This window comes from Bifidobacterium amazonense, assembly GCF_018555435.2.
In the GTDB taxonomy this organism is placed as follows: Bacteria; Actinomycetota; Actinomycetes; order Actinomycetales; family Bifidobacteriaceae; genus Bifidobacterium; species Bifidobacterium amazonense.
The window spans coordinates 1-26,618 of the sequence record NZ_JAFEJT020000007.1 but is presented as its reverse complement, the minus strand read 5'-3'; the positions used below and the strand labels follow the sequence as shown (position 1 = coordinate 26,618).

The window sequence follows — 26,618 nt, the reverse complement described above, 5'->3', positions numbered from 1 at the left end:
ACGACGATGAGAACGGCGATTGCGGACGACGATCCGATCGTATGCCAGTCGTTGGCGACGATCCTGACGGCGACGCACACGGCGGACGTGCTGTGGACGGCGAACGACGGGGATGCGGCGGTGACGGAGTATTTCCGGTCGCCGTCGAGCCGGCCGGACGTGCTGCTCATCGACGTGCAGATGCCCGGCAAGGACGGTCTGGCCGCGGCCCGGGAGATTCTCGCCAAGGATCCGGGCGCGAAGATACTGTTTCTGACCACGTTCGCGGACCGGTCGTATATCACGCAGGCCGTGTCGCTCGGCGCGCGCGGCTATCTCATCAAACAGGACGTCGCGTCGGTCGGTCCGGCGTTGCAGGCGGTCATGGCCGGACAGATCGTGCTCGGCGCGGAGGTGTTGGACAAACTGTCGGGCAGCGAGTCGTCGTCCGACATGACCGACGCGGCCGACACGGCCGGAGCCGCCGGTCCGACCGGCACATCAGCCGGCATCACGTCGGCGGCCGGACGGGAGTGCGATCACGCCGCCGACCGGGACGCGCTCGAAGCGCTGCCGGAACGCGACCGCGACATCGCCGCACTGGTCGCCGAAGGACTCGACAACCGCGACATCGCCGCCAGGCTGTACCTGTCCGAAGGCACGGTGCGCAACCGCGTCAGCGGCATCCTCGACAAGATGGGACTGACGAACCGCACGCAGCTGGCGATCCTGTGGATCCGCGGACACCGGTAGGCAAACCGACCAGATCGTGCCGGACGCAAAGCTCCCGCGGATGCCGGCACCGTGCCGTCCGGCCGGAGGGTCCTCAGCCCGCCGTCACATGAACAGGAACCAAGAGGCGACGTCCCACCAGATACGCACAGGCATGTTCATGCCATACGCGAATTGCTTGAAGAACAGGAACAGGACCGCGACGACGACGCCCGCCGCGAACCAGCCGAACACGATTCGACGCAGCGCCGAGCGCGCGTCGAACGGGAAAGCGCAACCGGCCATGGTACCGTCCCCGCCGACGACCGTCCCCAGAGACGGCTCCGTCGCACCGACCGCACCGGCCCGCCCCGCCTGCGCGACGCCGTTGCCGGCGGCCACGCCCAGCCCCGCGTCGAGCGCATACAGCACGGCGACCACGGCGACCACGATCATCCACGCGAAGTCGATCTCGTAACGGTAGTCGACACCGGTGATGCGCGCGTCGACGAGGAAGACAAGCCCCGCGCACCCGAGCACCCCGGCGGCGAGGCCCGTGGCCCGCACCCGAGCCATGAGCGGACGCCATACGACGAGCGCGAACAGGATGAGCGCGAACGGCGCGTCGGTCATGAACCATCCTCCGAAGTGCGGATGCTCGGACCGCCAAGTGGTCAGCGGCACCTCATCCCAGCCGACAAACGGGAAGTGGGCGGTGAGGTTCGGCGGCTGCAGGAGGTAGTGGAAGAGGAACGCCGGGTATTGGGTCAGCGGCGCATGGAAATGCGTCATGTCGTAGCCGGTGAGATTGTAGGTGGCGCCGAAGTCCGTGGGCGAGCCGAACCGGATCATGTTGTACGCGAACTGGGGCAGGAACACGACCACGTACGGGATGAGCGCGTACGCCCAGACGGTCGCCTCGCGCAGGAACCCGTGACGGCCGTGCAGTCCCTCGCGCCAGAGGCCGCGGATCTCGTCGGCGAACAGGGGTATGGCGATCAGGGAGGCGGCGGCCACCTGAGGCCGGCATGCGATCGTCAATGCCATGAGGAACGATCCCAAGGCCAGGAAGCGTTTGTCGGGGAGCCCCGAGCCAAGGCCGAGCAGTTTCGCCTCGATCCATGCGGCAAGGCCGCCGGCGGCGCATGCGACGGCCAGCTCCTGCGGGATCTGGTAGAAGAGACCGAGCTGGATGAGCATGGCGATGCCGTTGCCGAGCATGAAGGCGAGCATGCCGAGCATGGTCGCGCCGAGCGAGACGGGGCGACGACGGCCGATCAGCCGGGCGATCTGCACGGCGAGCAGGGCGCATGCGGCGGAAGCCAGCAGGGCGACGACGGCAATGCCGGCGTTGGTGGGCAGCGGCATGCCGGTCACGGCCTTGAACGGGACGAACAGCAGGATCGCCGGTAGGACCCCGAAATAGCTGTAGTAGCGCCCATCATGGAACGCGACGTCGAAGTAGATGGGCATGTCGGGGTGGTTCAGGGCGAGCAGGGTGCGCGAGCGCGTGTCGTACGGGTTGGCCATGCCGGCGAACGCGTCATTGACCGGATAGTCAAGCCATGCGCGGCCGTTCAGGATCGCATCGGCGAGACGCTGGTACTGGTCGGTGGCCTGATATGTGGCGTAGAAGTCCCAATAGACCGGTTCGGGACTGTCCTGCGGGGTGGCCATCGCGAACAGGGCGAGCGGCACGGTGCAGGCGAACGCGGCGCATAGGGCGAGCGGCGCAAGACAGGCTCGGGTTCTTGCCAGTCGGATCCGATAGAGGCGGGACGAGGGCCTGAACAGGATGACGAGCAGCGCGACGACGGTTTCGAGCGCGAGCCGCAGGAGACTTACACGCATCGGCACGTGCGGGTTCACGGTCACCGGGTTGTACGGGATGACCGCGCCCTTGTCCATGCGGTAGCGGATGCGCACGCGGGTGGCCCGTCCGCCGACCCGGGAGTATCGGGAGGCTTCGGACGACGGCGAGTAGCCGACGTCGGCGTTGGCGTCGTACCAGCCGCCGTCGGTTGCCTTCGCGGTGGAGATCCGCCAGCGCACGGTGTCGTCCTGACGCGGGCGTTCGGCGTTCGCATGTCCCATGTACAGGTATTCGATCGGCTGGTCGGAGGACAGGTCGCGCCAGGCGTAGTCGGGATCGGTGACTATGGCGATGCCGCCCTTCTCGACGGTCAGCCCCGGGCCGACGCCGTCGTCGCGCGCCTGTTCGGGCCGTGAACCGGCAGTCTGCCAGAACGGCAGGTTGAAGACGAACAGTTCGAGCACGACGATCGTGAGGACGGCGACGAGGACCGGCGTGACGCGCGCCCTCGTCATCCGGGGCATCGGGATCCCACGGATCATCGGACGCCCCCATCCATGCCGGCGGCGGCCGACGCCGTCCCCACGCCGCGGGACCGGGACCCGCCGGCCGCACCGCCGCGGCCCAATCCCGCGGCGAACGCCCTGACCCATGCCGGGGAAAGCACGCCCATCGCGGCGAGCACCGCCAGATAGACCATGTATTCAAGCATGTAGACAAGCACCAGCACGATGAAGTTGCGGATGGGAAGGATCGGTGCAAGCGCCGCCATGACGATCCACAGGACGACGTTGACGCCGACCGCGACCCATGCGGCGCGCGACATGACGTCGCCGAACCGACGACGCACCTGCATGTAGGAGACGAGCATCGTCAGGAACGTCGCGCCCATGCTCGTGGCGGCCACGGCGGTGATGCCGCCGAACCGGGCGGCGACGACGAACGCGGCCACCACGACCGGCAGCGATACGGCGGACAGGATGTCGGAGAAGTGCGTGTCCCTCTCGGCGTTCAGCACCATGTTGAGCACGACCGTGGCGCCCATGAAGAAGCTCGACAGAGCCAGGCACGACAGGGCCGGAGCGGCCACGGCGAACTGCCGGGAGTAGAAGGACGACAGGAGGTTGACGCTTGTGGCCGAGATGGAGACGGCCATCGGCAGGATGAACACGACCGCCAGAAGCACGAGGTCACGGGCCTTGCCAAGCGCCTCGACGCGCCGCCGTTCGCCGATCAGCCCGGAGACGACGGGCAGGATGATCACGGCGAACGCCTGCAGCAGATAGTACGTGGTCTTGCCGAAGTTCATGGCCCCGGTGTAGAAGCCGGACATCGCGTCGGGCAGGTTGGCCTTGACGACAAGCGTGTCGGCGCTCAGGACGAGCGAGGCCATGATGAAGAACAGGGAGAACGAGATCGTGCCGTGCGCGGCCTCGCGCCAGCCGATGCGCGAATGGGACGCGGCGGCCTTCCCTTTGCCGCCGCGCCTGCGCATGGCGATCAGATGCGGCGCGAGCATCGCCGTGCCGAGAAGGATGACGAGGATCATCGACGCGCAGTAGCCGAACTCCACGCCGATGACCGGCCGGTCGGGAAAAACGAATATGATCAGCGGGATCGTGCCGAGCTTGACGAGCGGGTACAGCGTGGACAGCAATGCGCTGCGGCCGAAGCACTTCAACCCGTCGTTGATGCCGAGCATCACGACATACAGGCCGTTGGCGGGCACCAGGAACGCGGCCAGACGCATGTACAGGTCGAGCGACCGGTCGCCCAGCACCCGGCCGAACACGGGGGCGCCGAGCACGTCGACGGCCACGAACACGGCGACGATGCCCGTCTGCACGGCGAGGGTCTTGACGACCACGTCGCGTGGATCGTACCGTCCGGACGACAGGGTGCGCGACAGGGACTGCCGCGCACCGTTGGACACGAACAGATATTCGATGTCGAGCACGGTGATGACGGTGCCCACCACCCCGTAGCCCGCCGGCGTGGCGAAGCCGCCAAGGAAGAAATGGATCGCATAGCCGCTGACGAAGAACGCGAGGTTGCTGACGAGGTTCAGGATGAGTCCGCGGTTCATCGTTCGTCTCCTTTCCGACCGCCGTGCGCCGGTTCGGCGCCGGTCCCGACCGATGGTTCGTCCGTCCCGTCCCGACATGACGCGCACAGGGCGAGCATGAACGGGACGACGACGAGCGCCCACAGCATGTACCGGCTGGCCGTGGGCTTGAGCGGTATGGAAATCGCGCTAGGCAGCAGCGACAGCAGCGACCAGACGAGCGGCGCCCCGGTCACGGCGGGCAAGGCGGCGTATGCCGGTCGCGCCGGCCGTCTGCCGCGGCGACCGTGGCGCAGCAGGCGGAAGAGCAGGAACGCAGGCAGGATAAACGTCCACAGGGCTGTCAGCGTCAATATCCGAAGCACGGGCGTGGATTGCCAGAAGCCCCACAGGGCGTAGACGCCCGACTGTCCCTCGGGGTTCGCGCGGTACCGGGGCATGCGTGAGAACGGCGGGCTGATCGCATTGGCGATCTGGAATCGGATGCGGTTGGCCGTCGCCCTGCCTGCGATGCCGCGCAGCTCGTCCAAGCCGATCCCCCGGTCGGTGACGTCGGTCGGCGTGCGGCTCACGGCGACCCATCCCGATTCGAGGGCGGCGAACGCGTTCGCATACGAGTCCGGGTGACGCAGGCCCATCGCCGCCCACGCCCGCAGGTACTCCCCCACGCCCGATGGGTCGCGTAGCGAGTACTGGATGATGGGATCGGCCAGATATGGGTTGTAACGCGAGGCCATCCGCGAGAACGGCACGTGGTTGACTCGGTCGATGGCTGCGCGCTCCGCGTCGGTCACATCATCCGGATGATCGAGCGCATACCGCGCGGTCATCTGCATTGGCACGACCAGCAACTGGTTCTGATCCTCGGGCGTCACGTCGAGAACGGAACGGGCGACGGTGGGGAAAACGACCATCGCCGTGACCGCCGTGACGGCGGCGACTGCGGCCACGCGCAGCCGGTCGGCCCATCCGGCTCGCATCAGCGGCAGGCAGCACAGGGAGAGAACCGTCACGTACAGTCCCGTCATCGTCGTCAGGGCGGCCGCCACGGACAGGGCCGCGAACCCGACGGCGAAACGGGGCGAGCGCAGCACCGTGAGACGGGTGCGGACGGTCTCGGCAAACATCACCAGCCACGGGACGAGGAACAGGAGGTGCAGCGAATCCTTGACGATGGACATCATGAAGATCGCGAGGGCGGGGAACAACGAGAAGAAGGCGAACAAGGCGACTGCGGCCACGCGCGCGGCCCTTGGACGCCCGACGTGCGCGACATACAGGCACACGCCGGAAAGCTCCGCGCACATGACGACGCATTGGACGATGACGTAGACGGCCAACGCGCTCCGATAATCGCCGGCGAACGCATCACCGAGACGAGCGAGCGAGCCGAACACGATCGTGTCGAGCAGGGGATGGTGGGAGGAGATCGAGCCGGCAGGCTGCCCGTACGCCCCGATGCCGTACCATTGGGCGATCTGGTCGCCGGTGTCGTACCAGATGGTGCCGGGGTACATCATGACGATGACCGGCGACCAGCATGCGAGCATGACCGCGGACGTCGCGAGAAGCCGTCCGGCGAACGGCAGGGACCGGTAGCGCTTCAGCATGGGGGAAGCGGCGATGCGGAAGGCGGCGTATACGGCGGGTTTGTCCCGACCGCCGCGATCCATTCTCGCGGGAGCCGTCATGAGTCCCTCGCCAATGAGGAACACGAGGAGCAGCAGGGCGGCACCCAGTGAGCGGACGGCGAAACGGGCGTCGAACGGTCCGAGCGTCGCGACGGTCGCCGCGTCGTCGGCGCCTGTGACGGCTACGCCGCATATGAGGCACAGCACCGTCTGAGCCGCCGACGGAGGCCTGAACCTGCCCAACTTCATGATTACGACGATAGGGGACGGCTCCGCTCGATCGAAGGCATTTGGCCTACTGTTCATCGAGTGATGTCGGTCCTGTAACGCTGGACGGAGAGACTCCCTCCCGTCAGTTGTGTTTCATGGCGATGCCTTCGGCATGCGCCACGGATATGCAGAAGGCTCCCCGAGGATTTCTCCTCGGGGAGCCTTCTATGCCGTTATGACCTAGCGATCAGGCTAATGTCACTCGTTGTCGCCGGCGGTGGCGGCGGTGGCGGTGACGGCACCCTGGACGTCGGTCTTCACGCCGGAGTACACCCAGTCGGTGTAGTCCGGGTGATCGTAGCCGTTGTCGACCGCGAACTGGAAGGCTTCCTGACGGAAGGCCTCGAGCTCGTTGATCTTGTCGGCGAACTTCTCGGCGTCAACCATGCGCAGGGCCTCGGCGGTCAGCTCATAGCGGTCGATGTTGTTCACGCGGACCATGTCGTACGGGGTGGTGGTGGAGCCCTGCTCCTCGTAGCCGTGGACGTTGAAGTTGTCGTGGTTCGGGCGATCGTAGATCAGACCACGCACGTCGCGGGCGTAGGAGTGGTACGCGAAGAGGACCGGCTTGTCGGCGGTGAAGATCTCGGCGAACTCCTCGTCGGACAGGGCCTCGTCGTTCTCCTTGGCGGACTGCAGAGCGAGCAGATCCACGACGTTGACGACCTTGAACTTGATGCCCAGGGCAGCCAGCTTGTCGGCGGCGGCCATGAGCTCCTGCTGCGGGACGTCACCGGCGGCGGCCAGCACGATGTCGGCCTCGTCGTTGGACTCGACGTTGGAAGCCCACTTCCACTCGGCGGCACCCTTCTCGAGCTCGGCACGGGCCTCGTCGAGGGTCAGCCAGGTGGCGGCCGGCTGCTTGCCGGCGATGATCGCGTTGATCTTGTTGGTGGACTTGTAGCACTTCTCGGCGACGGCCAGCAGCATGTTGGAATCAACCGGGAAGTAGATGCCGATGACGTGGTCGTTGTTGAAGCACTTGTTCAGCAGGACGGAGGTCACGCCCGGATCCTGGTGCGAGAAGCCGTTGTGATCCTGACGCCACACGTGCGAGGAGACCAGGAGGTTCATCGAGGAGATCGGCTTGCGCCACGGGATCTCACGGACGGTGGCCTCCAGCCACTTCGCGTGCTGGTTGAGCATGGAGTCGATCACGTGCACGAAGGACTCGTAGGAGCTCCAGATGCCGTGACGGCCGGTGAGCAGGTAGGCCTCGAGGAAGCCTTCCATCTGGTGCTCGGAGAGCTGCTCGGTGACCTGACCGGTGACGGCCATGTGCTCATCGACCTGCTCGGACAGGTAACCGGCGTCCCACTGCTTGTTGGTGACGTCGTACGCGGCCTGCAGACGGTTGGACGCGGTCTCGTCCGGTCCGAAGATACGGAACGAATCCGGGTTCAGCTTGATGATGTCGCGGGTGTAGACGCCCAGACGACGGGTGGCTTCGAGCTGGCCCCAGCCGTGGCCGTACTCCTGGACTTCCTTGACCTCGTAGTCCTCGAGCTTCGGGAGCTTGAGGTCCTCGCGGATCAGGCCGCCGTTGGCGTTCGGGTTGGCGCCGATGCGCAGCTCACCCTTCGGCATGAAGGCGGTGACGTCGTCCTTCACGGCGCCGTTCTCGTCGAACAGCTCCTCCGGCTTGTAGGACTCGAGCCAGTTCTTGAGGACCTCGAAGTGGGCCTCGGTGTCGCGGGCGGAAGCCAGCGGGACCTGGTGCGAACGCCAAGAGCCCTCGGTCTTCTTGCCGTCGATGAACTTCGGGCAGGTCCAGCCCTTCGGGGTGCGGAAGATGATCATCGGGTAGAACGGACGATGCACGTCGTCGGTCTGAGCCGCGGACTTGATGTCGCAGATCTCGTCCCAGACGTTCTCGAACAGCTCGGCGAAGCGACGGTGGATGGACATGTGGTCCTCATCGTCGAAGCCGGCGACGAACTCGTACGGCTCGTAGCCCATGCCGTGGAAGAACTCGTGGAGCTCTTCGTCGGAGATGCGGGACAGGATGGTCGGGTTGGCGATCTTGTAGCCGTTGAGGTGCAGGATCGGCAGCACGATGCCGTCGGTGCGCGGGTTGACGAGCTTGTTGGACTGCCAGCCGGTGGCCAGCGGGCCGGTCTCGGCCTCGCCGTCGCCGACGATGGCCGGGACGAACAGGCTCGGGTTGTTCATGATCGCGCCGTAGGCGTGGGACAGGGCGTAGCCCAGCTCGCCACCCTCATGGATGGAGCCCGGGGTCTCCGGAGCGAAGTGGGACGGGATGCCGCCCGGGTAGGAGAACTGACGGAAGAACTTCTGCAGACCGGCCTCGTCCTTGGTGATCTTCGGGAAGGTCTCGGTGTAGGTGCCGTCCAGGTAGGACTGGGAGGTACCGGCCGGGCCGCCGTGGCCCGGGCCCATGATGATCACGGTGTTCTGGGAGTGATCTGCGATGAAGCGGTTGATGTGGCCGATGAGGAAGTTCAGGCCCGGGGTGGTGCCCCAGTGGCCAACCAGACGGTGCTTGACGTCTTCGCGGGTGAACGGCGCCTTCATCAGCGGGTTGGAACGCAGATAGATCTGGCCGATGGAAAGGTAGTTGGCTGCACGCCAGTACTTGTCAACGCCTTCGAGGGATTCCTCGGAAACCGGAGCGTTGAGCTTCTTCCAAGGGGTGCCAATAACAGGACTCGTCATATGTACTCCTGTACTCCTGCACTGTGTTGTGCGATTGGTTATTATCGGTAGGTCATGGGCCGTGCCGAGCCTTGCGATTCAGCCGTGCTCAATCCCAATCACTTGGCATCATACGATTGATGCCCGACTTCTGACCGATTTTTTGCGTGTGTGTTCGGAAATGTTAGGAAAATCTAATGTTTTGTTTGCTTTCGATGTGGATTTTGTGAACACCAAGTTTACCGAAACGTTACCTCAAAACGGCCATTTTCCGCGCCAAATCAACGATTTAAGCATATAGGCCACGTTCGTTTCTCCCCAGGGGAGCGCGGCGTGTTGTTCAAGCGAACGTAACGGAATGTTACTTTCATCGCATCCCGTCCGCGGCACGGCAACACGCCTTCAATGTCGCCTTGCGCCGCCATAATGGATCTGTTAACCGTCCGGAACACCCAATTTTGCATATAAAGGGAGAATTCATGGCAACAGGTCCTGTCCTTGTCGTTGATTTCGGAGCCCAGTACGCCCAGCTCATCGCGCGCCGCGTGCGCGAGGCCGGCGTCTACTCCGAGCTCGTGCCCCACTCCATGCCGGCCGACGAGATCCTCGCCAAGGATCCCAAGGCCATCATCCTGTCCGGCGGCCCCGCCTCCGTCTTCGAGCCCGGCGCCCCGCGCGTCGACACCAAGCTGTTCGACGCCGGCGTCCCCGTGCTCGGCATCTGCTACGGCTTCCAGGCCATGGCCTACGCGCTCGGCGCGGACGTCGACAAGGCCGCGCTCGGCGAATACGGCAAGACCGAAACCACGATCGACCATGCGGACGGCATCCTCGCCGGCTCCCCGGCCGAACAGAACACGTGGATGAGCCACGGCGTGGCTGTCAAGACCGCGCCCGCCGGCTTCGAGGTGCTCGCCCACACCGAAGGCGCGCCCGTCGCCGCCATGCAGGACGAATCCCGCAAGCTCTACGGCGTGCAGTGGCACCCGGAGGTCAAGCACACGCCGATGGGCCAGCAGCTCATCGAGACGTTCCTCCATAAGTGCGCCGGCCTGCCCAACGACTGGGACGCCTCCGGCATCATCGAGGACCAGGTCAAGAAGATCCGCGAACAGGTCGGCGACGCCGAAGTGATCTGCGGCCTGTCCGGCGGCGTCGACTCCGCCGTCGCCGCGGCCCTCGTGCACAAGGCCGTCGGCGACCAGCTCACCTGCGTGTTCGTCGACCATGGCCTGCTGCGCAAGGGCGAGGTCGAGCAGGTCAAGCACGACTTCGTCGCCGCGACCGGCATCCGCCTGATCACCGTCGACGCGGCCGACGACTTCCTCGACGCGCTCGCGGGCGTCTCCGAGCCGGAGCGCAAGCGCAAGATCATCGGCGAGAAGTTCATCCGCACCTTCGAGAAGGCCCAGCGCCAGGTGCTCGAGGAGGCCGGCGCCCGCGGCAAGGAGGTCAAGTTCCTCGTGCAGGGCACCCTCTACCCGGACGTCGTCGAATCCGGCGGCGGCGACGGCGCGGCCAACATCAAGAGCCACCACAACGTCGGAGGCCTGCCCAAGGATCTCAAGTTCGAACTCGTCGAGCCGTTGCGCACCCTCTTCAAGGACGAGGTGCGCGCCATCGGCACCGAACTCGGCCTGCCCGACGAGATCGTCTGGCGCCAGCCGTTCCCGGGCCCCGGCCTCGGCATCCGCATCGTCGGCGAGATCACGCGCGAGCGCCTCGCCGTCCTGCGCGAGGCCGACGCCATCGCCCGCGAGGAGCTCACCAAGGCCGGCCTCGACCGCGAGATCTGGCAGTGCCCCGTCGTGCTCCTCGCCGACGTCCACTCCGTCGGCGTCCAGGGCGACGAGCGCACCTACGGTTCCCCCATCGTCCTGCGCCCCGTCTCCTCCGAGGACGCCATGACCGCCGATTGGTCGCGCCTGCCCTACGACGTGCTCGCCACGATCTCCACGCGCATCACCAACGAATGCCGTCAGATCAACCGAGTCGTCCTCGACTGCACCTCCAAGCCCCCGGCAACCATCGAATGGGAATGATGAATCATTAATCGTGTTACAGAGCATGAAGGATTACCGTCATCCGTCTTCATGCTCTGTGCAATGATGCTCCGCTGCCGGCGTATCCCGGGAACAATACGCCGGCATCAGCCGAGGAAGTAATCATCCACCTGCCGCATGTCGGTAAGGATTTCCTCTTGTGGCACGCCAAGGGACCGGGCAAGTTCGATCGAGCCCGCAAATGCTACGGACACGTCGATGGTGAACGTCTTCCCCAGGATGCGAAGATATGACATCATCGCGGCATCCGATCGCTCCACGTATTTCCGGTATTCCCCAGCCAGTCGCAAATCCTGCTCATGCGCCTCTCTGGCATGGCGTTTCAGCACCGCGGTCTCATGCTTGTTCGCAATGTCTTTGGCGCTTTCGTACATCAAGGTTCCCACGGCATTGCCCACTAGCGCTCCCAGCACCGGGATGGGAATCAATGCTTGGCCAAGAAAACCGGATAGGGCGCTGACTGCCGAATCAAGGCATATCATCTCCGAACGTCTGATGAACTCGGCTTCATCCACGGCACCGGAACGAAATTCGTGGATCTGCTCCGCGACGCCGAAGGAAGCGGTCATCAACGCAGTCGCCACGGCTGCGGGGGTGGCCGTGAAATTGTTCAGACCGTAGACACCTGCGCCGCGCACCCCGCCCTTTGCCAGACCGAGCCCGGATTCCTTCGCGATCGCAACCCAGTCGTCCTGCGTCAGTTCGCGGAGTCCTCCCCGCCCCATGGCACGGCGCCTCACAGCTAGCGCAAAGGTCGTGGCGCCTTCCATTGCCGCACCTATCACGGTTGCCTTGGCCCCTTCCGCCATGCTGGGCCGGCTCGCCCTGTACGCGGATTCGCGGATTCGCCGATCCTCGTCAGCCAGCACGGTCTTCCGTGCCTTCATCGCTCCGTCGATCGCATCCCTCTGGACCTCGGCATAGGAGAAATCCGACGGTTCGAGATCATCAATGCGTAGCCCGGTGGAATGGAAGTATTCTTGGATCTTCTCCCAATCCGAGTATGACGCTCCGTCCGCGCCCTTGACCAGTCTCACGGCCTCGGGCCGAGTCATGCCATACAGTCTGCGGATCGTACCGTAATAGTCCTTGGGAATCTGGTAAATCCCCGAATCATCCACGAAGTCGGGATACTTCTTCAGATGATCAAGCACGGCATTGAGGGAATACCGACCTCCCGACTGCACGAACTTGACCTGAATGTTCACACCGTCACGTGCAAGATCCGCCGCGCCGTTGTCGTTGACCCATCGGCAAATCGGACTCTGTCCACGCAGCATCGATCTCGCGTTCTCGATGCCGCATTCGGCCACCTCGGCGATGAATCCATGGACACCCCTGTCGCCGCCGCGGTTCGTCACGACGAGCTTGTCGATTTCCGCCACCGCCCAATCCATTGATGCCATCGCATCCCTGAAGTTGAGGTCCTGCGCCGCCAGTCGGTCGATGAAGTCACCGATCCTCAGCTGGTTGATGAGACCGATCCACGCCCCCGTCAGCTGTTCCTGGGCGTTACGGGCGACGCTATCCGCCATATCCGTCATTCCACATCCCCGTCGGAGATTCTTTCCGCGATGAGGGCGGACAACGCCTTAGTCGAATTGACCAATGCGCCGAGCCGTAGCCGTTCCTCGTCCGCGAGGGAATGGTAGTCGGCACCATACGCGTGACAGCATGACAGGAAGCTTCCGCTCAATGCCTCCCGCAGTTTGCCGGTTCTGGAAGACACATCACCGATGTGCACGGTCATCTTGCCCAGTGCGGCCGCGTTCTCCTTCAGGGCGAGAAGCTCACGTTGCCGTTCCTGCGCGATGTCATGCCGTTTCTTGGCGAACAGCACGATCGACGTGAGCAATGTGGCTCCAGCCATAGTCCATCCGATCGGCCCCGCCATGGCGAGCAGCGCATTGCCCGCGGCCATGCCGCCGCCGCCAGCGGCCAATGCGCCGCCTCCCAGCCAGGCCAACGCCGCATTGGTCGCCGCCGCTCCGGATAACGTCGAGATGGCGGTGCCCGTGGACGCGGTACCGAACGTGGTCGCCGCCCATATTGCGACAGAAGGAGCCATGCTGGCCACTGCCATGCCAGCGGCCGCGCCGGCGCCGGCGCCAATCGCCGACTCCCTGGCCGCCTTTATCTCCCGACGGGCGAAGGTCTCACTGTCCTCGAATTCTTTTCTTGTGAGAATGATTTCCGCGATATCCTGTTGGAACGACTTCGGAGTGTTCGCTATCGAATTGACGAGCGCGGTCACTGCGTCGAGGAGGTCCACGGAGCGTTCCCGAATTCTCAGCAGACCCATGCCGGCGTCGTTCAAGTCAGTGTAGGCGAGATTGTACTCGATGACGGCTTGATCGTATTCGTCGATCTTTTCCTCGGTTTTCTCTTCTTTCTTTTCAACGACCTTCTCGGCCGACGATTTCAGATCCGCCGCAGCTTGGGACATGGTGTCGCGGGCTTTCTTCGCTGCGTCCCCAGTCGCTTTTATCCCCTGTCCCGCCACCCCGGCAAACGCACCGGCAGCTCTCCCCGCCTGTTTCTTCGCCGCATCTGCTGCCTCAGCGAGATCAAACTGAAATGCCATACTCATCTCTCCATCGATCGACGCAATCATGCTGATTTATATCCCCGTTGCATCCAAACGACAGTCTCCCCGTACACCCCGGAGAACGCCGATACGGTGCCGCGGCAAACATACGAACCAGCATACATGGGTGGAATCTTCGGTACAATTCTTACATTTGCGCGCGGCGCATCCGAGTGCCGCGCCGACGCCGAGGCCACGGACCGAAAGGAATGCCGATTCACATGCGACAGGGATTCGACAACGACAAGTACATCGCGCTGCAGGCCGAAAACATCAGGAAACGCATCGCGCAGTTCGGCGGCAAGCTGTATCTGGAGTTCGGCGGCAAACTGTTCGACGACTACCATGCGTCGCGCGTGCTGCCCGGATTCCGGCCGGACACCAAGTTCCGCATGCTCGAAAGCATGAAGCAGGACGTGGAGATCGTCATCGCGATCAACGCCAACCATATCGAAAAGGCCAAGATGCGCGGCGACCTCGGCATCACGTACGACGAGGACGTGCTGCGCCTGATCGACGTGTTCCGTTCGCGCGGCTTCCACGTCGGCTCCGTCGTGCTCACGCAGTACGCGAACCAGCCGGCCGCCGACGTCTACCGTCGCCGGCTTGATCAGCTCGGCATCACCTGCTATCTGCACTACCCCATCGCCGGCTATCCGCACGACATCGAACGCATCGTGTCGCCCGAAGGCTACGGACGCAACGACTACGTCGAAACCAGCCGTCCGCTCGTCGTCGTCACCGCGCCCGGCCCCGGCTCCGGCAAGCTCGCCACCTGCCTGTCGCAGCTCTACCACGAGCATCAGCGCGGCGTCGCGGCCGGCTACGCGAAATACGAGACGTTCCCGATCTGGAACCTGCCGCTCAACCATCCGGTCAACGTCGCGTACGAGGCGGCAACCGTCGATCTCGACGACGCGAACATCATCGACCCGTTCCATCTCGAGGCGTACGGCAAGACGACGGTCAACTACAACCGCGACGTCGAGGCGTTCCCAGTGCTCAAGGCCATGATGGAGCGGATCATGGGCGAAAGCCCCTACCAAAGCCCCACCGACATGGGTGTGAACATGGCCGGCTACGCGATCTCGAACGACGAGGCGTGCCGTGAGGCCGCGAAGATGGAGATCGTTCGGCGGTATTTCACGGCGGCCGAACAGCTCAAGCGCACCGGCACCGGTGAGGAGCAGGTCGAACGCCTCCATTCGATCATGCAGCGCGCCGGCGTGGACGAGAACCTGTCCCCCGCACGGGCGGCCGCCCTGCGCAAGGAGGAACTGACCGGGGCTCCCGCAGGCGCGATGGTGCTGCCGGACGGACGGGTCGTCACCGGCAAGACCGGCGTGCTCATGGGAGCGGCCAGCGCGCTGCTCATGAACGCGCTCAAGGCAGTCACCGGCGTGGACGCGGAACTGCCGGTGATCGACGACGCGAACATCGAGCCGATCTGCACGCTCAAGACCGAGCATCTGCACAGCACGAACCGCCGCCTGCACTCCGATGAGACGCTGATCGCGCTGTCGATCACCAGCGCGTCCGATCCGACCGCGGCGAAGGTCATCGCCGGACTCGAACAGCTGCGCGGCTGCGACGCGTTCTTCTCGGTCATCGTCTCCCCGACCGACGAGGCGACCTACCGCAAGCTCGGCATCAACGTATGCTGCGAACCGAAGTACGAGCGGGTGAGTCTGTACCACAAGTGACGTCCCCACAAGTGACGTCCGGGTACGACGGACCGTTCGAACGGATGACCCGCGGCGCATGGTGCCGTTCACATCGCCGCCCCGCACTGTGACGCAAGTCACACAGGCTGGGACGGCCGAAGGCGAACGGCACCACACTACAATGGGCGATGAGTGTGAACAAAGCGGTCACACGCGCAACCATCAACGAGGAGATACATCGTGACCATTACCAACGTCTACATCGCCAGCCCCGAGGGAGCCAACGGGCGCAACGTCGTCGCCTACGGCGTGCTCAAGGCCCTGACCACCAAATACAAGACCGCCGTGTTCCGCCCCGCCGTCTCCAACCACGACCACTTCACGCCCGTCCTGCTCGCCGCCTCCAACGCCGGCCTCGGCGTAGCGCTGTCCACCGGACTCGACATCCATCAGGTGCGCCGCGACAAGGCCGCGGCCCGCGGCGACATCGTGGCCGCGTTCAACGACGCGATGAACGTGTCCCGCGCCGACGCGGCGCTCATCGTCGGCACCGACAAGTCACACGTCAACGACCCCACCACCTACTCGTTCAACGCGGACATCGCCGCCGACCTGCAGGCCGGCGTCTTCCTCGCCGTGTGCACCATCGACCGCTGGCCGGACGAGCTCAAGGAGACCGTGCAGCTGTCCATCGAAGGCATGGAGCAGGCCGGCAACAAGGTGCTCGGCATCTTCGTGACCGGCTGCGAGCCGCGCCACTCCGTCTCCGTCAAGAACACGCTCGCCGACTTCGGCCTGCCGGTGTGGACCATCCCGCAGACCCCGTTCGAGTACGCCTCCCAGGCCGACGCCGCGCTCGCCGCGTTCCAGGCGAACGTGCCCACCGAGGAGGTGCTGCGCGCGCTCGACGTCGACGTCGAATTCCCCGTCACCTCGTACGCCTTCCAGTACAGCCTGCTCGGCCGCGCGAAAGCCAACAAGAAGACGATCGTGCTGCCCGAAGGCGAGGAGGACCGCATCATCAAGGCGGCCGACTACCTGCTCGAACGCGAGATCGTGAACCTCATCATCGTCGGCGACAAGGATGCGATCCTCGCCCGCGGCGCCGAACTCGGCCTCAAGCACCTCGACCGGGCCCGCTTCCAGGCCAAGGACGACGAGAACGTGCTCAAGCCCATGGTCGCCAAACTGTGCGAGCTGCGCGCCAAGAAGGGCATGACCGAGGAGCAGGCCCGCAAGCAGCTGGCCGACGCCAGCTACTTCGGCACGATGCTGGTCGTGCTCGGCTACGCCGACGGCCTGGTCTCCGGTTCGATCAACTCCACGGCCAACACCGTGCGCCCGGCCCTGCAGGTCATCAAGACCAAGCCCGGCCAGAAGCTCGTCTCCGGCGCGTTCCTCATGTGCTTCAAGGACCACGTCGCCGTGTTCGCCGACTGCGCGATCAACCTCAACCCGGACGCCGAGCAGCTCGCCGAGATCGCGCTGCAGTCCGCCGACACCGCGCGCGCCTTCGGCATCGACCCGAAGGTCGGCATGCTCTCCTACTCCACGCTCGGCTCCGGCAAGGGCCCCGACGTGGACGTGGTCGAGGAGGCGACGCGCCTGGTCAAGGAGAAGGCCCCCGACCTGCCGGTCGTCGGTTCCATCCAGTTCGACGCCGCATGGTCGCCCAGCGTGGCCGCCACCAAGGCCAAGGGCAACGATGTGGCGGGCCACGTCAACGTGTTCGTGTTCCCCGACCTGTGCGCCGGCAACATCGCCTACAAGGCCGTGCAGCGCTCCTCCGGCGCCCTCGCCATCGGCCCGGTGCTGCAGGGCCTGAACAAGCCGGTCAACGACCTGTCCCGTGGCGCGCTCGTGCAGGATATCATCAATACGATCGCCCTGACCGCCATCGAGGCGCAGTAGCGGCGTCGACGTTCGCCGGGCCGGTCGCCACGACCGCCCGGCGAACGTTTTTGTAGCAAGCAACGAGTAATCTGAAGATTTGGAAAGCCGCGTTCTCGCGGCACGGCAAACAATATGGAGGATGCCCACAATGGCGAAAACCGTCCTTGTCATCAATTCCGGTTCCAGCTCGATCAAGTACCAGCTGGTTGATCTCGAGTCCGGCGAAGGCCTTGCCTCCGGTCTCGTCGAGAAGATCGGCGAGCCGGTCGACGGCCACTACAAGCACGAGTACAACGGCGAGAAGCACGAGCTCGAGGAGCCGATCCACGACCACGAGCAGGGCCTGAAGCGCGTGCTCGGCTTCTTCGAGGAGTATGGCCCGAAGCTTGCCGACGCGAACATCGTCGCCGTCGGCCACCGCGTGGTCCAGGGTGGCTCCCTCTTCCCGAAGCCGGCTCTGGTCAACGACAAGACCATCAACGCCGTCAAGGATCTGGCCGTGCTCGCCCCGCTGCACAACGGCCCGGAGGCCAAGGGCGCCGAGGTCATGCGCGCGCTGCTGCCGGACGTGCCGCAGATCTTCGTGTTCGACTCCTCCTTCTTCTTCCAGCTGCCGAAGGCGTCCAGCACCTACGCGCTGAACAAGGAGATCGCCGACCAGTACCACATCCGCCGTTACGGCGCCCACGGCACCTCCCACGAGTTCATCTCCTCCGTGGTGCCGGAAGTCATCGGCAAGCCGGCCGAGGGCCTCAAGCAGATCGTCCTGCACATCGGCAACGGCGCCTCCGCCTCCGCCGAGATCTCCGGCCGTCCGGTCGAGACCTCGATGGGTCTGACCCCGCTCGAGGGCCTGATGATGGGCGGCCGCACCGGCGACATCGACCCGGCCGTGGTCTTCCATCTCATCCGCAACGCCCACATGAACGTGGACGAGCTGGATGCCCTGTTCAACAAGCGTTCCGGCATGATGGGTATGACCGGCTTCGGCGATCTGCGCGAGGTGCACCGTCTGGTGGCCGAGGGCAACGAGGACGCCAAGCTGGCGCTCGACGTGTACGTGCACCGCATCGTCGGCTACATCGGCAACTACACCGCGCAGATGGGCGGCGTGGACGTGATCACCTTCACCGCCGGCGTCGGCGAGAACGACGACATCGTGCGCAAGATGGTGTGCGACAAGCTCGCCCCGTTCGGCGTCAAGCTCGACGAGGAGAAGAACGCGAAGCGCTCCAAGGAGCCGCGCGTCATCTCCACCCCGGATTCCTCCGTGATCATCGCCGTGATCCCGACCAACGAGGAGCTGGCCATCGCCCGCAAGTCCGCCGCCATCGCGGAGGCCGGCGAGGACACCTACGGCAACAAGTTCGCCAAGTGAGTCGTCTGATTCGCTGACATAGCATGAGAAAGCCCCTGTGATGGTTCCCGAAGAATCGTCACAGGGGCTTTCTCATGCCGGCCGACGTTGCGAACTATCCCAGCATGCCGGTCCACATGCCGACGAAGTCGGGCAGCGTCTTGCGCGTGGTCGCGACGTTCACGACCGACACGCCCGGCACGGCCAGTCCGATCATCGCGGCGAACGTGGCCATGCGGTGGTCGGCGTATGATTCCATAACCGCACCGTGCAACGTGTCGCACGGCACCGGCGCGATCTCGATGCCGTCCGGCAGTTCGCGGGCCTCTCCCCCGATGCGGCGGATCTCGTTGACCAACGCCTCAAGCCGGTTCGTCTCATGCCCGCGCAGGTGGCCGATGCCGATCATGCGCGTCGGCGCGTCCGCGAACACGAGGATCGCCGCCAGCGACGGCGCGATCTCCCCCGCCGCGGTCAGGTCGAAGTCGCCAAGGCCGCGGATCGTGCCGCGCTCGGCCGTCACCTCGCAATACCGCACGCCGTCATGTTCCGGGAACGAGACGGTCGCGCCCATGCGCTCCAGATAGCCGGGCAGCAGTCCGCCCGGCTGGGTCGTCTCGACCGGCCAATGCGGTACGCGCACGGTGCCGCCGGCGATCAGCGCGGCGCCGAGGAACGGCGCGGCGTTCGACAGGTCCGGCTCGACGACCACGCGTTCCGGCAGCTGCAGATCAGCCGGCGCGACGGTCCACACGCGCGCGTCCTCGTCGGCGAGCGCCCGTCCGCCGGCCCCGTTCACGTCGGCGACGGTCATGCGGATATGCGGCAGGCTCGGCGTCTTCTCGCCGGTGTGCGCCAGCTCGAGTCCTCCCGGCAGGCGTGAGCCGATGAGCAGCAGTCCGGAGATGAACTGCGACGAGCCGGACGAGTCGATCGCGACATGCGCGGCGTCATCATCGGCCGATGGCAGCTCGGCCGGCGGCGTGATCGTGAACGGCAACCGTCCGGTCTCGCCGTGATAGTCGACGGTCGCGCCGAGCTGTTCGAGCCCGTCGAGCACCGGTTTCATCGGCCGAGCGTACGCCTGCTCGTCGCCGTCGAAGCGTACCGGACCGTCAGCGAACAGTGCGAGCCCGGGGACGAATCGCATGACCGTGCCGGCGAGTCCGCAGTACACGTCGACGTCGCCGTGGAACCGTCCGTTCGCGGGCGGCGTGACGGTGACGGTGGTTTCGACGTTCGGGTCGACGTCGCAGCGCACGCCGAGCGCGGCGAGCGCGCCCATCATGAGTTCGGTGTCGCGCGAACGCAGCAGGCCGACCAGCGTGACCGGCCTGAAGCCGAGTGCGGCGAGGATGAGATAGCGGTTGGACAGCGATTTGCTGCCGGGGATGGTGACGGTCGCGTCGAGAGGCCCGCTCGCCGTCGGCGCGGGCCAGGGGTTGGGATAGTTCGTTTCGCTCATGGATGCTATCGTATCGGTTTCGTGGTCGCCGCGGCGCCCTGCGTCCGCATTCGCGGGTTTCGTGTCCGTTCGTTGAGGTTCGGATGCCCGTATTGCGTCGGCATGCGCACTATGGTGGAGGCATGCGTGTTATCGAACGGTGCTGCCGTGGCAAGAGGGCCGATCAGTCGTTGAATGAGGACGGGCTGGTGCTGACGGACGGTTTCGCCGCGGTGGTGGACGGTGTGACGAGCAAGAGCGTGCGTCGGCTGTGGCGTCCGAGCGGCGGAGTCGTGGCGAAGAACCTGCTGTTGGAGGCGATCGCCGATCTGCCTGCGGACGCGACGATGCGTCAGGTGCAGACGATGCTGGACGGTCGGCTGCGCGCGCAGTACGCCGCGATCGGCGACGATGCGGCGTTGTTCGAACGCGAACCGTGGGAGCGTTTGCAGGCGAATGCGGTGGTCTACAGTGCGTATCGGCGTGAGGCGTGGCTGTTCGGCGACTGTCAGATCATGGTCAACGGCGTGGCCACGCCGACGGTCAAGTGCGTGGACGTGCTGTTCGGCGAGTTGCGGTCGTTCGCCGCTCAGGCGTTGGCGTTGGAATGCGGACCGAGTGATGGAGCCGATTACGGCGGTGCCGTCGGTACCGACCACCGTGCCGTCGGCACCGGCGACGATCCCGCCCGTGCGATGATCCTGCCGTTCCTGCGATTGCAGTCGCGGTTCGCGAACCGGCGTGGCGAATACGGGTATTTCGTCTTCGACGGGTTCACCGATCCGACGTATCCGATCCGTACGGTTTCCGTCAGTCCCGGCGACGATGTGGTGCTCGCATCGGACGGCTATCCCCTGCTGCGACCGACGCTCGCCGAATCGGAACGCGAATTGGACCATCTTCGCCGCGACGATCCGCGGCTCATTCGCGAATACCGCACCACCAAGGGTTTCACGCCCGGCCAGGAGTCCTTCGACGACCGCACCTACCTACGGTTCGTTGTCTGACCGTCAGTCAGCGAGCGCCTCCTTGATCGCGCCGACGAAGTAGTCGAGGTCGTCGGGCTTGCGCGAGGTGATGAGCTTCCAGCCGTTCGCGTCGTCCACGGTCAGCGGCTTATCGACATAGTGTCCGCCGGCGTTTTCGATGTCGGCGGCGATGTAACGGCACGGCGATGCGGTCTTGCCGGCGATCAGACCGGCGTTGACGAGCAGCCACGCGCCGTGGCAGATCGCGGCGATCGGCTTGCCTTCGTGCGCGAACTCCTGCGCGAGCGTGATCGCGTCCTCGTTCACGCGGATGCGGTCGACGTTGCAGGTTCCTCCCGGCACGACGAGCAGATCGTAGTCGGCCGCCTGCACGTCGGAGAGTTTCACGTCAGGCGTCAGCGTCTCCCCCTCATAGCGGTCGTGCTGCACGGTTTCGCACGGCTCAAGCTCGGTGGCGGCGAGCGTGACCTCAGCATCGGCGGCCTTCAGGTCGCGCAGTGGGCGGGTCAGCTCCGCCTCCTCGATGCCCCAGTTGTTCACGATGATCAGCACTTTGGCGTTCTCGATGGCCATGATTTCCTCCTTGATGAGCATGATCGACGCATCGTCTCCATTATGCCGCGTCGAAGCCGTATCGGAGTCGCTTATCGCACGAATTCGGCACCGTCGAACATGCCGGCGATGTCGTTGCTGTCGACGATGAGCCGCGGCGCGATGGACAGCGTGTGGTGCGCGTCGCCGGTGCCGCAGTATACGCGGTCGTGGTCCAGCAGGCGGCGGTCGAGGAACATGCGTATGCCGCCCAGGAACAGCGGTCCGACCTCGCCGACGTCGTATCCGGTGCGTTCCCTGACCAGTTCCGGCGAGGCGAGATGCAGCTGCCGCAATTCCAGCGCACGCCCCAGCTGCCGCCATTTCAAATGGCTTGTGGCGGATGCGACCACGGCGAACACGCCTTCCTTGGCTTCGACGATGTATGTCGCCGCGGCCTTGTCGAGATCGAACACCGTCGCGCCGGATTGCAGATCGACGATCGCCGTCTCATGCTCGATGATCGTCGCCTCGTCCGCGTGCTCCGCGGCGAATGCGCGGATGCGATCGAACATGGCGGGTTGACTATTGCTTGTCATGCCGATCATATTACTCGCGGCGACGCCGCCCGCACCGATCACAGTATCGTCGCCGATCGTGTCGACGGTCTGCGGTCATTGTTACCCAGTGTTATCACCAGCCTGCACAACCGGGTATGACAAAGCCCTACTTCCCAAGCGGGAGTAGGGCTTTCGGGTCGGGGCGACAGGATTCGAACCTGCGACATCCTGTTAGGATTCGAGGGTTCTTGGCTCACACCAGCGGTCTTGGCTCACCTCGGAACCGTTGGAATCAAGCCATTTTCAAGTTTCGAGTTTCTTTGTTCAGACCACCCAGATTGGCGAATCGTGACGGTCATTGTTACTGGTTTGTTACTGGCTTTGAGCATCGGAACGGTGGAATAGCGCGGCGTGTCGACACACGGTCAAAACAATTTGTTACCGCTCTTTCTCCGTACCGTGCCGTCCTTCTCCGAACAGGTGATTGAAGAGAACAGCAGCGGTCGCCTACTCATTGGGTTGCGGCTCGTGTCCGAGCACGAGTTTCATCTTGCTGTTGTCCATCAGCCACGCATACAAGTCCCGGTCCAGGATCATCGCCAGATCGAAGCACGTCTGCATCGCGTCCGCCAACGTGATGCGCCGGTTCTCGCCGGGCAGCGGGATACCGTTGACGAGAGGCTCGTGATGGGCGACACGGTTACGCAGAGCATGCACGGTCTTGACGATATCCAGCGCAAAGCGTCTCGTCCACTTGGCGTTCGCGTCCGATGCGTGCCGACGCCCGCCGGGGAAGGCTTTGACGATGCCTTTGCGCCAAAGGTCGTTCTCGTAGTCGGCGCTGCCCTCGTCCGGCCAGTGCGCGTGGATAGCTCCGCCGTTCTCCAGCAGGTTGCGCCAGAACCCGAACGTCAACGCCGCGACGAGATGGCCGTGCGTGTGCCGTTTCCTCTGCTGGACGGTGAGATGGCCCCATGCCTCGCGGATCTGGCGTTGGGTGCGGTCGTCGAAACGGAGACCCGCCATATACCAGTCCTCGGTGCCGGACTGTTCCAAGGCGATGAGTGACAACTGCCGGTCCATGTGGTTGCGTAGAACGACTTCGAGGATGGCGATGTCGCCCATGCAGGCGCTGGCCATGTCGTGATCCCACAGGTACAGTCGCGGCGCCGGGCATGAGCGTCGCCGCGCTTCGGAATCGTAGGATGTGAGCCGTTCGTCGGTGATGCACGCGCGCAACGCCCTCTCCTGCGGACTTCCCTTGCGAGGGGGTCTGCGAGAGGAAAGCGGATACTGGGGTTGACTGTCGGCTCATGAATCATTATCATATTCCATGAAATCCCCCAATGGGCCTCTCCGGACGGTCTTCGACTGAGCCGTGATGCACTGGGGGCTCTCTTTTATCTGGGAGCATCATCAGCGAGATATGTCACCCTAAGATGACAGATCTCGTTTATCTCTCGACTTTAGTGCTCCTTTCCATGAAGGTATAAGTCATACGTCGGAAACGGCGTAATCAACCTTTACGGAAAGGGGCTGGCGTGGCAATCCAAAATCCGAATACTCCCCATTGCGACAAGCCATTGGCAACGAGATGACGGTCTGCAACCGGTTAAGTCGATGCCGGTTCAGGCGCGTAGGCTGGTCAAGCATGTGGCTTCCGCTGATGGTTCCGGTCCGAGTGTGATCATCAACGATGTCTCGTTGGATATTCCCGGTGCCGGGTTGACGGCGATCGTCGGGCCTTCAGGAGCGGGCAAGACCTCTTTGTTGTACGTGTTGTCCGGTTTGGACAGGCCCGATTCGGGCCGGGCTATCATCGGCGGCTGGATTGGCTATAATGTATTGGACGGTTGTTTGAGGGACGGAGCGACGAAGGAGTTGAACGTCATGGCCGATCCGAGACATCCCTGTCATTACGAGGAGGAAGAAATGTTCTGCCATAAATGCGGGGTCCAACTGGCCGACGATGCGGATTTCTGCTCGAAATGCGGCACTCGAAGGAAATTCGCGGAGGAACCAAGTCAGCCAGCGTCTAGTCCACAAAAACAGGAAGTGCTCGGACTTGGCCAGCTGACGCCTCGTCAGCTCATTGCCATCATGCAGCCCCTTGATGAACAGTACGCGAACATCGCCGCTTTGAAAAAGGACATCAAGGGCGGTGAAGGTGCATTCACTACCAACAAGACAGTTTATGAATGGTCACTGGTTTGTTTGGTGCTGTCCATTATTGCCGCCGTTTGGTCTCTACTCTGCAGTATAATCGGCGAAGGCGGTTCCGTCAGCGCAATCATGGCATTGATTGTAGCCGTGGTAGGGGCTCTTCTCCTGATTCCAGGAATCATCAATTACCGTCATCATAAGAGCAACATCGAAGATGTCCTCCCGAAAGTTCGTGAGGCGATTGACACGGATCGTCAGGCTATAGCGAAAGTACAGGAAGAAATGCGACCGGCGGTCCTCATGTTCCCGCAGTCTTGCCGCACCGATGAGGCCAACGCATACATGCTGCAACTACTGCTCTGCGGCCAAGCCGCTGATTTCAGCTCGGCGGTGAAGCAATGGGAGGAGCACGCGCATCGTGTTCGTCTGGAGCAGTATGAGTATGAGAAGGTCCAGGAAGCAAGGAGGCAGACTGACGCGATGGTCGCTTCCGCTGCGGCGCAAGCTTCTCAGGCCTTCGAAATGCACCGCCAGACAAAAGAGATCCGAGAGCTTAAGGAAGAAATGCAGCGTCGTCGCTGACATTCATAGGGGAGAAAACAGGTCAAGATGGATCAGTTCAGTCCAGAACGAGACGAGAGTCACTCGAGAATACTACGTATTCTCATCTTAGTTGCCTCGATATTCATTGCAGTCGCGCTTGTAACGTCATTCGCGGCTATAGTCCACGTCAACCAGAAGGACCAGTCGTCAAGCCAAAGCAGTTCCTCCTATGATGAGTCATCCGACGATTCCTCTTCAGATGATTCATCTTCTTCTGACGATTCATTTGAGGATTACTCGGATACTTCTTCCGAAGACTATTCAGACGGCTCTTCAGACGCAAATCTGAAAGTATGGTTGCCGGTAGGTATGAACAAGGACGATTACAGGACCATGCTTCATGAGTTCATGGCCGATCAAGGAACCGTCGATGCCACCAGTATGCCGCAGGACTTCTGGAAGATCGTTGATTGCTTCGCTTATGACTCGAACGGCAATTGGACGATCGGCATATACGGAGCTCTCGATGGAAACACTTTCACTCCATCATGGAACGGTCCCACCTGCGTGTTCCTCTGGACATTGGAGAACGCTACGGCTGCTCAAATCCCCAAGGCGGCCTATTACATGCAGCCTGATCAGAAACGGGAGTACGTTGAAGAGCAGGTTACGAAACTAGTACAAAACAGCTCAAACAACGGGAACTAACCGACACCCCAGTACAGCAATAGATTGCCCTCCCCATCCGGCTACGCCGACTTTGTGGAGGGCAATCTATTTAGATTATCTTTGCGAAGCAGCTCATGCAGTAACTTGAAATCAAGAGCTAGTTCTTAGCATCGTCGATGATGATGTCAGCTGTTTCAGCGGTGACGTCTTCCGGCTTGACGAACCTCTTTTCATCGAAGTAAGCAATCGGGTTCTGGCTGTGGTTACGATTCACATGCTTGTGTAGCCACTGCTCGTAACCGGTAGCATCCTGCTTCCCGAGCAGCCAAAGACGATCTTCACCTTTAACGACACCTTCAATCCGACCGATGGCGACGACTTCACTATCATTGTTGAGCACGAGTGCCAGCTTCGCACGAATCGCGCGGCCGGGCTCAAGACGCCACCATCCTTGAGCGGCTTCCCAGCACTGGTCTTCGGTCATACCCTCTTCCCAGCCGTACTGAGAGCGCTTGGCCCCACCACCGTAAGGAATTTCTTCTACGAAGTTCGTACGACCACCGAGCTTGATTGTCATGATCTCAGCCATTTGCGCCTCCATAATCTTTGGTTCTTAGATGCTTTTATTCTTGCATCTAAGATGGATTGTAGACGAAAAAACGTTCGCCAGGCGAGTGCCGGCGTGTCGGAGACGAGATAAACCAAGACCTCTCCCGGCGAGTTTCCTGTCACTCATCGTGAACATCGGCTAGTTCGCGTTTAAGCCGAAGGCTCGACTACCGAGCTTCCTTTTGTACAGGGATTCCAGATGGTAGACCTGTGAATATTTGGAGGGTTGGGCACTGGGGTTTATTGCGGGTGGGCATCGGTGCGCGTGGTGGTTGCGCACCGATGTTTTTTTTATGGCGCTATTGCTGTTTTCGTGGGTGTGGGTTCGTTGTTGAGTCGTTGAGGGAGTAAGAGAAAAGCGCTTTCTGGGTAGGATGTTTAACGACCAAGAAAAACAACAACCAAAAAGCGCCTGATGAACA

The 26,618-nt window shown here is 63.3% G+C and carries 19 protein-coding genes; 8 read left to right on the top strand and 11 right to left on the bottom strand.

All coding sequences use genetic code 11. The features are described from left to right. Positions 1-6 precede the first annotated feature (6 nt). Positions 7-732 carry a response regulator transcription factor gene (locus JS533_RS02920; protein WP_241513039.1) on the top strand — a complete coding sequence of 242 codons (726 nt, stop codon included), beginning with the start codon at positions 7-9 and terminating at the stop codon, positions 730-732. Between the two features lie 84 nt (positions 733-816). On the opposite strand, the gene JS533_RS02915 is transcribed toward JS533_RS02920, so the two are convergent. From JS533_RS02915 to JS533_RS02900, 4 genes are all read right to left on the bottom strand, one after another. Next, complete coding sequence (locus tag JS533_RS02915; RefSeq protein ID WP_241513038.1) at positions 817-3,027, bottom strand: hypothetical protein; 2,211 nt, start codon at positions 3,025-3,027, stop codon at positions 817-819. A gap of 14 nt (positions 3,028-3,041) precedes the next feature. After that, on the bottom strand, positions 3,042-4,589 hold the full coding sequence (locus JS533_RS02910; RefSeq protein WP_241513037.1) for a lipopolysaccharide biosynthesis protein: 1,548 nt from the start codon (positions 4,587-4,589) through the stop codon (positions 3,042-3,044). Next, a complete protein-coding gene (locus JS533_RS02905) occupies positions 4,586-6,448 on the bottom strand; it encodes a DUF6020 family protein (protein ID WP_241513036.1) in 1,863 nt (620 codons plus the stop codon). The genes JS533_RS02910 and JS533_RS02905 overlap by 4 nt, the downstream gene beginning before the upstream one ends. 219 nt (positions 6,449-6,667) lie before the next feature. After that, positions 6,668-9,145, bottom strand: coding sequence for a phosphoketolase (locus JS533_RS02900; protein ID WP_241513035.1), 2,478 nt, complete (start codon positions 9,143-9,145; stop codon positions 6,668-6,670). A gap of 458 nt (positions 9,146-9,603) precedes the next feature. Here JS533_RS02900 and guaA point away from each other — a divergent pair, with 458 nt between their 5' ends. Beyond that, positions 9,604-11,166, top strand: coding sequence for a glutamine-hydrolyzing GMP synthase (gene guaA / locus JS533_RS02895; RefSeq protein ID WP_241513034.1), 1,563 nt, complete (start codon positions 9,604-9,606; stop codon positions 11,164-11,166). A gap of 107 nt (positions 11,167-11,273) precedes the next feature. Here the strand turns inward: guaA and JS533_RS02890 are convergent, their stop codons facing one another. Further along, positions 11,274-12,722 carry a hypothetical protein gene (locus JS533_RS02890; protein WP_241513033.1) on the bottom strand — a complete coding sequence of 483 codons (1,449 nt, stop codon included), beginning with the start codon at positions 12,720-12,722 and terminating at the stop codon, positions 11,274-11,276. 5 nt (positions 12,723-12,727) lie between these two features. Then, a complete protein-coding gene (locus tag JS533_RS02885; RefSeq protein ID WP_241513032.1) occupies positions 12,728-13,771 on the bottom strand; it encodes a hypothetical protein in 1,044 nt (347 codons plus the stop codon). 224 nt (positions 13,772-13,995) lie between these two features. Here JS533_RS02885 and JS533_RS02880 point away from each other — a divergent pair, with 224 nt between their 5' ends. The 3 genes from JS533_RS02880 (at position 13,996) to JS533_RS02870 (ending at position 18,709) form a co-directional block, all read left to right on the top strand. Further along, positions 13,996-15,477, top strand: a complete 1,482-nt coding sequence (locus tag JS533_RS02880; protein WP_241513031.1) for a DUF1846 domain-containing protein — start codon at positions 13,996-13,998, stop codon at positions 15,475-15,477. A gap of 201 nt (positions 15,478-15,678) precedes the next feature. Next, a complete protein-coding gene (gene pta / locus JS533_RS02875) occupies positions 15,679-17,349 on the top strand; it encodes a phosphate acetyltransferase (RefSeq protein ID WP_241513030.1) in 1,671 nt (556 codons plus the stop codon). Between the two features lie 130 nt (positions 17,350-17,479). Continuing rightward, the gene (locus tag JS533_RS02870) at positions 17,480-18,709 is read left to right on the top strand and encodes an acetate/propionate family kinase (RefSeq protein WP_241513029.1); all 1,230 of its coding nucleotides are present in this window, start codon (positions 17,480-17,482) and stop codon (positions 18,707-18,709) included. Between the two features lie 94 nt (positions 18,710-18,803). Here the strand turns inward: JS533_RS02870 and aroA are convergent, their stop codons facing one another. Then, a complete protein-coding gene (gene aroA, locus JS533_RS02865; RefSeq protein WP_241513028.1) occupies positions 18,804-20,153 on the bottom strand; it encodes a 3-phosphoshikimate 1-carboxyvinyltransferase in 1,350 nt (449 codons plus the stop codon). A gap of 122 nt (positions 20,154-20,275) precedes the next feature. Here aroA and JS533_RS02860 point away from each other — a divergent pair, with 122 nt between their 5' ends. Next, positions 20,276-21,139: a hypothetical protein gene (locus JS533_RS02860; RefSeq protein WP_241513027.1), complete on the top strand. Its 864-nt coding sequence runs from the start codon at positions 20,276-20,278 to the stop codon at positions 21,137-21,139. Positions 21,140-21,142: 3 nt separating this feature from the next. Here the strand turns inward: JS533_RS02860 and JS533_RS02855 are convergent, their stop codons facing one another. From JS533_RS02855 to JS533_RS02845, 3 genes are all read right to left on the bottom strand, one after another. Then, the gene (locus JS533_RS02855; protein WP_241513026.1) at positions 21,143-21,694 is read right to left on the bottom strand and encodes a type 1 glutamine amidotransferase domain-containing protein; all 552 of its coding nucleotides are present in this window, start codon (positions 21,692-21,694) and stop codon (positions 21,143-21,145) included. 71 nt (positions 21,695-21,765) lie between these two features. Then, positions 21,766-22,227: an aminoacyl-tRNA deacylase gene (locus JS533_RS02850; RefSeq protein ID WP_241513025.1), complete on the bottom strand. Its 462-nt coding sequence runs from the start codon at positions 22,225-22,227 to the stop codon at positions 21,766-21,768. Between the two features lie 492 nt (positions 22,228-22,719). Further along, positions 22,720-23,451, bottom strand: a complete 732-nt coding sequence (locus JS533_RS02845; protein WP_241513024.1) for a DNA-binding protein — start codon at positions 23,449-23,451, stop codon at positions 22,720-22,722. Positions 23,452-23,832: 381 nt separating this feature from the next. Here JS533_RS02845 and JS533_RS13680 point away from each other — a divergent pair, with 381 nt between their 5' ends. Together JS533_RS13680 and JS533_RS02835 are read left to right on the top strand one after the other, a co-directional pair. After that, a complete protein-coding gene (locus tag JS533_RS13680) occupies positions 23,833-24,957 on the top strand; it encodes an ATP-binding cassette domain-containing protein (protein WP_274619144.1) in 1,125 nt (374 codons plus the stop codon). 27 nt (positions 24,958-24,984) lie between these two features. Beyond that, entirely contained in the window at positions 24,985-25,626 is a 642-nt protein-coding gene (locus JS533_RS02835; RefSeq protein WP_241513023.1) for a hypothetical protein, read from the top strand. Positions 25,627-25,744: 118 nt separating this feature from the next. Here the strand turns inward: JS533_RS02835 and JS533_RS02830 are convergent, their stop codons facing one another. Then, positions 25,745-26,176 (bottom strand): protein-(glutamine-N5) methyltransferase, encoded by a 432-nt coding sequence (locus tag JS533_RS02830; protein WP_241513022.1) that lies wholly within the window; start codon positions 26,174-26,176, stop codon positions 25,745-25,747. Between the last annotated feature and the right edge of the window lie 442 nt (positions 26,177-26,618).

Bases quoted from the DNA above. Each gene is read 5' to 3' on its own strand.
- JS533_RS02920 (WP_241513039.1), top strand. From the start codon at position 7: ATGAGAACGGCGATTGCGGACGACGATCCGATCGTATGCCAGTCGTTG.
- JS533_RS02915 (WP_241513038.1), bottom strand. From the start codon at position 3,027: ATGCCCCGGATGACGAGGGCGCGCGTCACGCCGGTCCTCGTCGCCGTC.
- JS533_RS02910 (WP_241513037.1), bottom strand. From the start codon at position 4,589: ATGAACCGCGGACTCATCCTGAACCTCGTCAGCAACCTCGCGTTCTTC.
- JS533_RS02905 (WP_241513036.1), bottom strand. From the start codon at position 6,448: ATGAAGTTGGGCAGGTTCAGGCCTCCGTCGGCGGCTCAGACGGTGCTG.
- JS533_RS02900 (WP_241513035.1), bottom strand. From the start codon at position 9,145: ATGACGAGTCCTGTTATTGGCACCCCTTGGAAGAAGCTCAACGCTCCG.
- guaA (WP_241513034.1), top strand. From the start codon at position 9,604: ATGGCAACAGGTCCTGTCCTTGTCGTTGATTTCGGAGCCCAGTACGCC.
- JS533_RS02890 (WP_241513033.1), bottom strand. From the start codon at position 12,722: ATGGCGGATAGCGTCGCCCGTAACGCCCAGGAACAGCTGACGGGGGCG.
- JS533_RS02885 (WP_241513032.1), bottom strand. From the start codon at position 13,771: ATGGCATTTCAGTTTGATCTCGCTGAGGCAGCAGATGCGGCGAAGAAA.
- JS533_RS02880 (WP_241513031.1), top strand. From the start codon at position 13,996: ATGCGACAGGGATTCGACAACGACAAGTACATCGCGCTGCAGGCCGAA.
- JS533_RS02870 (WP_241513029.1), top strand. From the start codon at position 17,480: ATGGCGAAAACCGTCCTTGTCATCAATTCCGGTTCCAGCTCGATCAAG.
- aroA (WP_241513028.1), bottom strand. From the start codon at position 20,153: ATGAGCGAAACGAACTATCCCAACCCCTGGCCCGCGCCGACGGCGAGC.
- JS533_RS02860 (WP_241513027.1), top strand. From the start codon at position 20,276: ATGCGTGTTATCGAACGGTGCTGCCGTGGCAAGAGGGCCGATCAGTCG.
- JS533_RS02855 (WP_241513026.1), bottom strand. From the start codon at position 21,694: ATGGCCATCGAGAACGCCAAAGTGCTGATCATCGTGAACAACTGGGGC.
- JS533_RS02850 (WP_241513025.1), bottom strand. From the start codon at position 22,227: ATGTTCGATCGCATCCGCGCATTCGCCGCGGAGCACGCGGACGAGGCG.
- JS533_RS13680 (WP_274619144.1), top strand. From the start codon at position 23,833: ATGCCGGTTCAGGCGCGTAGGCTGGTCAAGCATGTGGCTTCCGCTGAT.
- JS533_RS02835 (WP_241513023.1), top strand. From the start codon at position 24,985: ATGGATCAGTTCAGTCCAGAACGAGACGAGAGTCACTCGAGAATACTA.
- JS533_RS02830 (WP_241513022.1), bottom strand. From the start codon at position 26,176: ATGGCTGAGATCATGACAATCAAGCTCGGTGGTCGTACGAACTTCGTA.